Genomic DNA, 7,831 nt, shown 5'->3' on the forward strand with positions numbered 1-7,831 from the left:
ATCTTGCGGGCCGGCGACTTGTCCTCGTTGAGGATCTTCTCGGTCGCCGCATCGAGGGCGTCCGCGAGGATCGGGGTCCGGGGGTTGCCGTCCGTCTCAGCGAGCTTGCGCAGCGACTCGGCCAGGGCGAGGAACTCGCCCAGTGAATCCCAGCGGAGGTAGTCCTCCTCGATCAGCTGCTGGACGTGCTTCGGGGCGGAGCCGCCCGCACCGGTCTCGAACAGGCCGCCACCCGCGATGAGCGGGACGATGGACAGCATCTTGGCGCTGGTGCCCAGCTCCATGATCGGGAAGAGGTCGGTGAGGTAGTCGCGCAGCACGTTGCCGGACACGGAGATGGTGTTCTCACCGGCGCGGATACGGTCGATGGAGAGCTGGCAGGCGTCCTCCGGGGAGAGGATGCGGATGTCGAGACCTTCGGTGTCACCGACAAGGTCGACGTCCTTCAGGTACTCCTCGACCTTGCTCCTGATGTTGCGGTCGTGGGCGCGGGTGGGGTCCAGCCAGAACACGGTCGGCCACCCGGTGGCACGCGCCCGGTTGACGGCCAGTCTGACCCAGTCGCGGACCGGGATGTCCTTGGCCTGGCAGCCGCGCCAGATGTCGCCGGCGGCGACCGTGGTGGACAGGAGGACCTCGCCGGCGGAGTTGACGACCTCGACGGTTCCGTCGGCGGGGATCCTGAAGGTCTTGTCGTGGGAGCCGTACTCCTCGGCCTTCTGCGCCATCAGGCCGACGTTCGGCACGGTGCCCATGGTGGTCGGGTCGAAGGCTCCGTTCCTGCGGCAGTCGTCGATGACGACCTGGTAGACCCCGGCATAGGACGAGTCGGGGATCACCGCGAGGGTGTCCTGCTCCTGGTTGTCCTTGTTCCACATGTGACCCGAGGTGCGGATCATGGCGGGCATGGAGGCGTCGACGATGACATCGGAGGGCACGTGGAGGTTGGTGATGCCCTTCTCGGAGTTCACCATGGCGATCGACGGACCCTCGGCGAAGCCCTTGTCGAAGGCGGCGCGGATCTCGTCGGCGAGGTTGCGGTCCTCGAACTCGTCGAGGCCGGAGAGGATGGCGGCGAGACCGTTCTCGCCGTTGAGGCCGCGGGGCAGCAGCTCGTCACCGTACTTCGCGAAGACGTCCGCGAAGAAGGCACGGACGACGTGGCCGAAGATGATCGGGTCGGAGACCTTCATCATGGTGGCCTTCAGGTGCGCGGAGAAAAGGACACCCTCCTCCTTCGCACGGGCGATCTGGGAGGCCAGGAAGCCGTCGAGGGCGGCGGCGTGCAGCACGGTGGCGTCGACGATCTCCTTGTCGAGGACCGGCAGAGACTCCTTGAGCACGGTGACGGTGCCGTCGGCGGCGACGAGACGGATCTGCAGGGTGTCGTCCCCGTCGATGATCACGGACTTCTCGTTGTGGCGGAAGTCGCCCTCGGTCATGGTGGCGACGTTGGTCTTCGAGTCCCCCGACCAGGCACCCATGGTGTGCGGGTGCTTGCGGGCGAAGTTCTTCACCGCCCGCGGGGCACGGCGGTCGGAGTTGCCCTCACGCAGGACCGGGTTCACGGCGGAGCCCTTCACCGAGTCATAGCGTCCGCGGGCGTCCTTCTCGGCGTCGGTGGTCGGCTCGTCCGGGAAGTCCGGGAGTGCGTAGCCGGCGGCCTGCAGCTCCGCGATGGCGGCCTTGAGCTGGGGGACGGACGCCGAGATGTTCGGCAGCTTGATGATGTTCGCGTCCGGCTGCCTGGTGATCTCGCTGAGCTCGGCGAGGGCGTCATCCACCCGCTGCTCCTCGGGAAGGAGATCGTCGAAGGCGGCGAGGATGCGGGCGGCCAGTGAGATGTCCCTGGTCTCGACCTTGACGCCGGCGGTCCCGGCGAACGCCTCGATCACGGGCAGCAGAGAGTAGGTCGCGAGGAGCGGCGCTTCGTCGGTGCGGGTGTAGATGATTTTGGCCATGGGCAGGTACTCCCTTGAGTTCTATTGCGGTGGGCGGTCAACTGACACGGTGCTCAGTTAATACCCGGTGTATTCGCATGTCATTCGGTGGCGAGCGATGTCGCCGGAATCCACGGGGACTATGATACGGCAAAGTAATCTCCACCACCCGTCCCGGGGGCATGCCGACGAGTGGGAACGGACGGGCGGTTGTCACGCAGGTCACAGTGGGCGGGGTCCCGATCGGGACACGATGACCGGCCGGTCACACCGGCCACGGCCCGGCTTGCGTGATGTGCTCCGACGTGGTCGCATAGGGACTTTCCCGACGCCCGACGATTCCCCCGCACCGCTCTCTTTTCTCTGAAAAGGTGATGAATTAATGCTTGGTTCCCCCTCACCCGCCGACACGACCGCACGCCGGGCGCTGCGCACCCCCCGGGTCCCCCACCCGCACCGCTCCCCGCTGCCCCGGCAGACCGAGATGGGACGCCGCCGGCGCCCCGTCGCCATGCTGGCCCTCGCCCTCGGTGGTTTCGGCATCGGCACCACCGAGTTCGTCTCGATGGGTCTGCTGAGCTACATCGCCGACGACTTCGGCATCACCGAGGCCCAGGCCGGGCACGTCGTCACGGCCTACGCCATGGGGGTGGTCGTCGGTGCTCCGCTGATCACCACACTCACCGGACGGATCCCCCGACGTCGGCTCATCATCATCCTCATGGTGGCCTTCACACTCGGCAACGGGCTGAGCATGTTCGCCCACTCCTACGGCCTGCTCATGGTCGCCCGGTTCATCGCCGGGTTCCCGCACGGTGCCTATTTCGCCGTCGCCAACCTCATCGCCGCCTCGATGGCCGACCCCGGGAAACGAGGCCAGGCCATCGCCCGGATCTCACTGGGCCTGGCCACGGCTACGGTCATCGGTGTACCGGCGGCACAGTGGATCGGTTCGGTACTCGGCTGGTCCGCCGCCTACGGCGTCGTCGCCGTGATCGGCCTGTTCTGCCTCGCCGGACTGTGGCACTCCATGCCGCACATGACACTCATGCCGGAGACCCGTCCCTCCACCGAGGTCGGGGCGCTGGTCAACCCCCAGGTGTGGCTCACCCTCGCGTCCGGTGCGGTCGGCTTCGGCGGGATGTTCTGCGTCTACACCTACATCTCCTGGACGATGACCGAACGCGCCGGCTACCCGGAGGGCATGATGTGGTTCGTGCTCATGGTCTACGGCATCGGGATGGTCGTCGGGAACATGGTCGGCGGACGCCTCGCCGACTGGAACATCTCCCGGTCGATCGTCGGAGCTTTCCTCATCATGGCGGTCATGCTCGTCGCCTTCTACTTCGGCAGCACCGTCGCCCCGCTGGCGATCCTGCTGTTCGGCCTGGTGTCGGTCGGCGGCGGGATCCTCGTCATCGTCATGCAGACCCGGTTCATGGACGTGGCCGGCAGGGCCCAGAACCTCGCCGCCGCAATGAACCAGTCCGCATTCAACATCGCGAACGCCTCGGGTGCGGCGATCGGGGGCATGGTCATCGACCACGGTCACTCCTATTCCGCACCCGCCCTGGCCGGTGCGGGACTCGCGCTGTGTGGTCTGTCGATCTTCATACCGACCCAGCTGCTCTACCGGAGGCAGCTGGCCCGGTCGGTCCCTCAGGCGGTCCCTGCAGCCGGTTAGGGTGGTGCGCATGAGTCTCACCGTCGCCACCGTCAACGTCAACGGGATCCGCGCCGCCGCGAAGCAGCGCAACGACCTCAACCACGGCATCCTCCCCTGGCTGGACGCCACCCCCGCCGACATCGTCCTGCTGCAGGAGGTCCGCGCCACCCCCGGGCAGACCGAGGCGGCACTCGCCCCGGCACTGGAGTCCGGCTGGCACCTGGCGCAGGCAGAGGCCGCTGCGAAGGGGCGGGCGGGTGTGGCGGTCCTGTCGCGGAGGCCGGTCACCGAGGTGCAGGTCGGTTTCGCCGACACTCCCGGCGGTGCGGAGTTCGCCGACGCCGGACGCTGGATCGAGGCGAAGACCTGTGGCATCACCGTCGCCAGCGTCTACCTGCCCTCGGGCGCGGAGAACACCGCCAGGCAGGATGAGAAGTACCGCTTCCTCGATGTCCTCGGGCCCTACCTCGCCGCCCGCGCCGCGAGCGGGGAGGAGATGATCGTCGGCGGCGACTGGAACATCTGCCACCGCCGCGCGGACCTGAAGAACTGGCGTCCCAACCGGAAGAAATCCGGGTTCCTGCCTGATGAGCGTGCCTTCATGGACTCGCTGCTGGGCACCTTCCCGGACGCCGCCACCCAGGTGGGGGACGCCACCGACGCCGGACGTGCCGGCAATCCCGCCGGTGGGGTCGGTGACTTCTTCGGGGCGGTCGACTACGTGCCGGGCCCGGTGGCCCGGGCACGGATCGCCGGGGGAGCAGCGGATGACCCGCAGTGGTTCGACGTCCTGCGTCAGCTGCACGCCGACGAGGAGGAGGGCCCCTACTCCTGGTGGACCTGGCGCGGCAAGGCCTTCGACACCGGTGCGGGCTGGCGGATCGACTACCAGATCGCGTCCCGCCCGCTGTTCGAGCGTGCGGTTGCCGCGTGGGTGGACAAAGCCGCAGACTACGACCTGCGGTGGAGCGACCACTCGCCGGTGCTGGTGGAGTACCGGTAGACTGACCGGCCCGGAAACGCCCCCGGGGGTGGTCGCTGAGACTCCCGGGTCGTCGCTCCGCCCCGGTGGCTGTCGCTCCGACCCGGCGAAAGGTCGGAACCGTGAACGTCGTCTGGTCCCACCCGGGGGCGCGGTGATCGGTGACGGACAGCGTCCCACCGCTGTCGTTCATGTTCCCCCGTGGCCCGACCGGCCGTCCCCGCCGATCAGTGTTGCAGCGGTGTCGTCAGAAGTGAAATGAACGCGGAGGTGGTCAACGCCCGCACAGCTGCGCCACCGCTGCGGACGCGACACCCGCGACGGCGGCCACCACGTGGACGCACAGCAGGACCAGCAGGAGGACGCTGACTGCGTCCACCCGGCCCGCGCCGGTGGCGTCGGCGAGCGTGTACGTGCCCAGGCTGCAGGTACCGACCGGGAACGTCGCCGCCCACCAGGACGGGTTCGCCGCCGGCAGGTGGGTGAGCGCACCCCAGTGGTTGACGATCGCCCACGCCGCCGCGGGTCCCCCCAGAGCCAGCAAGGTGACGGCGTAGACGACCCCGACGGTGGTTCCGTCGGTGAGCAGCAGGGCGGCGGTGGAGCTCTGGCCGACGACCCCCAGCGGGATCCACGCCGTCGCCGCGACCTCCCGCTGCGGGCGGCGTCCCTCACCGAGGTAGACGCGCACGAAGGCGGGAAGGGCGGTGACCAGGGACGCGACAAAGAGGACCGTGCCCAGGGCGGGGTGGTCGAGCTGGGCGGCGTTCGTCGCCGCGACCATCGGCGTGACCAGCGGGAGGACGCCCGGGAACACGGCGGGAACCTCCCCGCGCAGCAGTCGGATGCTCTGGACGGCGAGGACGGTCACCGCCGCGACGGTGCCGAGGACCCAGGTCGCGACGTGGACGCCGGTCCACCCGAGGTTCGTGTCCGCGGCGGACCCGAGGGCCAGTACCCCCATCGCCATCATCGACCAGGCGGGGATGTCGTCGAATCTCGGGGTGCGGACCGCGCCGAGGAGCAGGACGACCAGGACGACGGCGGCGAGAGCGGTGACGGCGGTCGCGACGGCGGTGCCTGCGCCGGAACCGAGGTGGAGTCCGAGCAGGGAGGCGGTGACGGACAGTCCCATGACCGCGCCACCCCAGGCCGCGCCGGGGGCGGGCAGTGCCGGCGCGGTGGGGGTATGTGTCACGGACATGAGATCGAAGCTAGCCCCTCAACGTCCTGACCAGGGATAACGAGTTCCACGGTCGGGGGTACAGGACTTTTTTGTACAATGCGCCCATGTATCCCAACGTGCCGCCGGTCGATCAGCTCGTCACCCTCATCTCCGTCGATGAGCACCACAGCATCGCCTCGGCGGCCCGTGCACTGGGTTTCAGTCAACAGACCGTGAGCGCGCGGGTGGCGTCCGCCGAGAAGACGCTGGGGGTGAGGGTCTTCCGCCGCGGCATCGGCGGTTCCGAGCCGACCGAGCGAGGCCGCGCGGTCCTTGACGCCGCCCACGAGTACCTTGACGCGGCCGGTACCTTCTCCCGCGTCGTTGCCGGCGCCGCCCGACCGGATGCGGCAAGGTCTCTGCCGGTGGCGGTGTCCAACACGGTCGCTGAACTGTACTTCCCGTCCTGGGCCGCCCGCTTCCACAAGCAGAAACCACAGGTCAGGTTGTTGCTTCGTCCCTGCAACTCTGCGGCAGTGGGGGATGCGGTCGCTGACGGGGACTGTCCGCTCGGCTTTGTCGAGGGCACGGCAGTCAGCCACGGACTCGACTCTGCGGTCGTCGGGGTGGATGACCTGATCGTCGTGGTCCCGGCGTCCCATCCCTGGGCCGCACGGGACGCCCGCACCGGGCCGGGGGTGACGGCGGCAGAGCTGCGCCGTACACCACTGATCACGCGCGAGGTCGGCTCGGGTTCCCGCGATGTCGTCGAGGACGTGCTCGGCACGATCGCCGCGCCCGCCGGAGAGTTCGGCTCACTGTCCGCGCAACGGGCGGCGGTGACCGGGATGGGGGAGCCGACGGTCATCGCCGCCCGGGCGGTCGCGCGGGAGCTCAAGCTGGGGGAACTCGTGCGCGTCCCGGTGCGCGACGCCACATTCCGACGGCTGATCCGGGCGGTGTTCCCGCGGCACGGCACCCTGGAGCCGGACGCTGCTGTGCTACTGGACATCGCGCGGGAGGGAGTCGGCGGGGTGGGCCGCGCGCCGATGTAAGGTTGCCGGTCATGAGTGAAATGCAGCGAGTCCTGTCCGGAATCCAGCCCACTGCGGACTCCTACCACCTCGGTAACTACCTGGGAGCGGTGAAGCAGTGGATCGACCTGCAGAACGACTACGACGCCTTCTACTTCATCCCGAACCTGCACGCCATCACCGTGGACCAGGATCCGGCGGAGCTGCGTGACCGCACGACCGCCGGCGTGGCGCAGCTGCTGGCGCTCGGGATCGACCCGGAGAAGTCCACGATCTTCGTGCAGTCCCAGGTGCCGCAGCACGCGGAGCTGGCGTGGGTGCTGACCTGCCTCACCGGGTTCGGCGAGGCGTCCCGCATGACGCAGTTCAAGGACAAGTCTTCCAAGCGTGGTGCGGACCGGACCTCCGCGGGCCTGTTCATGTACCCGATGCTCATGGCTGCGGACATCCTGCTGTACAGCCCGCAACTCGTGCCGGTGGGGGAGGACCAGCGGCAGCACCTGGAGCTGACCCGCAACCTCGCCGAGCGGTTCAACGCGCGGTTCGGTGAGACCTTCGTGGTGCCGGACGGGTTCATCCCGGAGGGTGCGGCGAAGATCTACGACCTGCAGGAGCCGACGGCGAAGATGAGCAAGTCGGGGACGAACCCGAAGGGTATCGTCAACCTGCTGGACGCGCCGAAGACCTCCGCCAAGCGGATCAGGAGTGCGGTCACCGACAATGACGGGGAGATCCGGTACGACAAGGAGAACAAGCCGGGCGTGTCGAACCTGCTGGTCATCCAGTCGGCGCTGACCGGTAAGCCCGTGGACGAGATCGTTGCGGGCTACCGGGCCTCCGGCGCGCAGTACGGTGCGCTGAAGACGGACACGGCGGACGTCCTGGAGGCGTTCACCACCCCGCTGAAGGCCCGCTACGACGAGTACATGGCCGACCCGGCGGAGCTCAGGCGCATCCTCGACCGTGGTGCGGAGAAGGCCGCGGCCGTCGCCGAGCCGCTCGTGGCCAAGGTGTACGAGCGGATGGGGCTGCTGCGGTAAGGCG

The 7,831-nt window shown here is 68.7% G+C and carries 6 protein-coding genes; 4 read left to right on the forward strand and 2 right to left on the reverse strand.

From position 1 onward, the window contains the following. On the reverse strand, positions 1-1,961 hold a 1,961-nt coding region (locus tag QZV72_RS11120; protein ID WP_297008473.1), incomplete at its 3' end, for an NADP-dependent isocitrate dehydrogenase. Positions 1,962-2,322: 361 nt separating this feature from the next. Between QZV72_RS11120 and QZV72_RS11125 the strand changes: the two genes are divergently transcribed. Next, positions 2,323-3,624, forward strand: a complete 1,302-nt coding sequence (locus QZV72_RS11125; RefSeq protein WP_297008474.1) for an MFS transporter — start codon at positions 2,323-2,325, stop codon at positions 3,622-3,624. 10 nt (positions 3,625-3,634) lie between these two features. Beyond that, a complete protein-coding gene (locus tag QZV72_RS11130; RefSeq protein WP_297008475.1) occupies positions 3,635-4,609 on the forward strand; it encodes an exodeoxyribonuclease III in 975 nt (324 codons plus the stop codon). 253 nt (positions 4,610-4,862) lie between these two features. Here QZV72_RS11130 and QZV72_RS11135 read toward each other — a convergent pair whose 3' ends face one another. Continuing rightward, entirely contained in the window at positions 4,863-5,792 is a 930-nt protein-coding gene (locus tag QZV72_RS11135; protein ID WP_297008477.1) for a hypothetical protein, read from the reverse strand. Positions 5,793-5,878: 86 nt separating this feature from the next. Here QZV72_RS11135 and QZV72_RS11140 point away from each other — a divergent pair, with 86 nt between their 5' ends. Then, complete coding sequence (locus QZV72_RS11140; protein ID WP_297008479.1) at positions 5,879-6,808, forward strand: LysR family transcriptional regulator; 930 nt, start codon at positions 5,879-5,881, stop codon at positions 6,806-6,808. An 11-nt stretch (positions 6,809-6,819) separates the two neighbouring features. Then, positions 6,820-7,827 (forward strand): tryptophan--tRNA ligase, encoded by a 1,008-nt coding sequence (trpS, locus tag QZV72_RS11145; RefSeq protein ID WP_297008481.1) that lies wholly within the window; start codon positions 6,820-6,822, stop codon positions 7,825-7,827. The last annotated feature ends 4 nt before the right edge of the window (positions 7,828-7,831 follow it).

The sequence above is a fragment of the uncultured Corynebacterium sp. genome (genome assembly GCF_902782855.1).
In the GTDB taxonomy this organism is placed as follows: Bacteria; Actinomycetota; Actinomycetes; order Mycobacteriales; family Mycobacteriaceae; genus Corynebacterium.

Excerpts from the sequence above, each read along its gene's own strand:
- QZV72_RS11135 (WP_297008477.1), bottom strand. The coding sequence starts at position 5,792 with ATGTCCGTGACACATACCCCCACCGCGCCGGCACTGCCCGCCCCCGGC.
- QZV72_RS11130 (WP_297008475.1), top strand. The coding sequence starts at position 3,635 with ATGAGTCTCACCGTCGCCACCGTCAACGTCAACGGGATCCGCGCCGCC.
- QZV72_RS11140 (WP_297008479.1), top strand. The coding sequence starts at position 5,879 with ATGTATCCCAACGTGCCGCCGGTCGATCAGCTCGTCACCCTCATCTCC.
- QZV72_RS11125 (WP_297008474.1), top strand. The coding sequence starts at position 2,323 with ATGCTTGGTTCCCCCTCACCCGCCGACACGACCGCACGCCGGGCGCTG.
- trpS (WP_297008481.1), top strand. The coding sequence starts at position 6,820 with ATGAGTGAAATGCAGCGAGTCCTGTCCGGAATCCAGCCCACTGCGGAC.